The sequence below is a fragment of the Phormidesmis sp. 146-12 genome (genome assembly GCF_052939495.1).
In genome coordinates this window covers 1-1172 of record NZ_JBJPHS010000258.1, presented here as the reverse complement: position 1 = coordinate 1172, position 1172 = coordinate 1, and the positions used below count along the sequence as shown (strand labels likewise).

3 protein-coding genes are annotated in these 1172 nt (G+C 45.4%); all 3 read left to right on the top strand.

All coding sequences use genetic code 11. The features are described from left to right. Positions 1-194: hypothetical protein (locus tag ACKFKF_RS35105; protein WP_446871954.1), on the top strand; the 194-nt coding region annotated here is incomplete at its 5' end. Positions 195-271: 77 nt separating this feature from the next. Continuing rightward, positions 272-646 (top strand): DUF433 domain-containing protein, encoded by a 375-nt coding sequence (locus ACKFKF_RS35100; RefSeq protein ID WP_446871953.1) that lies wholly within the window; start codon positions 272-274, stop codon positions 644-646. Continuing rightward, a complete protein-coding gene (locus ACKFKF_RS35095; RefSeq protein WP_446871952.1) occupies positions 643-1038 on the top strand; it encodes an ACP S-malonyltransferase in 396 nt (131 codons plus the stop codon). Before ACKFKF_RS35100 ends, ACKFKF_RS35095 begins: the two co-directional genes overlap by 4 nt. Positions 1039-1172 lie beyond the last annotated feature (134 nt).

Below are 1172 nucleotides of genomic sequence, written 5' to 3'. Positions count from 1 at the left end.
CCGCGTTTCTGCTTGCTTCTAGAATGACTGGGAGTTTATTTCTCCGCAAGCCCCTTAGCAGGCTGATTGAAATTAAGAAATTGCGTTCTAATGCATCTGACATCATTGTTCGACCCGTGGCAGTTCAAGACTACCTCGAACGCTTTAAGCGTGCTCTAGGAGAGGAGCAAAATGGAGCAGATGAGATCCGCTAATAGTTGGCAAAGTTCATCACCTCAGATTTATGAGTTACAATGGTGTTGCTTTCTAGACAGCTTCAGAGGCTATGGATATGACTTCAGTATCCCACCACCAACCAGCCATCATTCGTACAGAGCGAGGGCTGACAATTTCTGGCACTCGCATCACCCTCTACGACGTGATGGACTATGTAACGGCTCAGTATCCCTCAAAGTTTATTCGCTCCTTATTTGATTTAACAGAGGAGCAGATTAACGCTGCTTTATCATACATTGAAGCAAATCGCCCTGAAGTTGAAGCAGAGTATCAACTGGTTCTAAAACAAGCTGAGGAAAATCGGCAGTATTGGGAAGAGCGCAGTCGTGAACATCTTGCTCGTGCATCAACGAGATCTCCCAAGCCAGGTCAAGAAGCTCTCTGGGTAAAACTTCAGGCGCAGAAAGTTAGGCATGAGCTAGAAGCATGAACTTTTTGATTGATCACAACCTGGGGGGACATGCAGAGATTCTATTGGGCAATATCGCGAGTCAGGGTTGGTTAGAACTACTTCCGATTCGCTTTGTTACCTTTAAGGAGATGAATTTATCGATTGATAGTAGTGATCGAATTGTTTGGCGACTTGCTCAGGCAAATCAGATGATTTTGCTGACTGCCAACCGAAGTATGAAGGGTGAAGACTCACTAGAACAAGTTCTTCGAGAAGAGAACTCAGTCGATTTCCTTCCTGTCATTACAATTGGAGACGCAGATCGATTTTTAGCTGATCGAGTTTATCGAAACCTTTGTGTTGACCGCATTCTCGAAATCGTGTTGGATATCCAAACCTGGATGGGTGTTGGTCGTCTTTTTGTTCCATAACGAGGTTCAATCAATTTGGCGATTATTGCAAGGCGCAGTTTTGAAGATACCACAGACTTGTTGGTAAGCAGCGCAGCACAATCGGGTCGAGGAGAGCAATTAACTCTCCCCTCCCACACCACCCATCATGCGGG

What these genes read in the sequence shown, in the direction of transcription:
- ACKFKF_RS35100 (WP_446871953.1), top strand. Translation starts at nt 272, where the DNA reads ATGACTTCAGTATCCCACCACCAACCAGCCATCATTCGTACAGAGCGA.
- ACKFKF_RS35095 (WP_446871952.1), top strand. Translation starts at nt 643, where the DNA reads ATGAACTTTTTGATTGATCACAACCTGGGGGGACATGCAGAGATTCTA.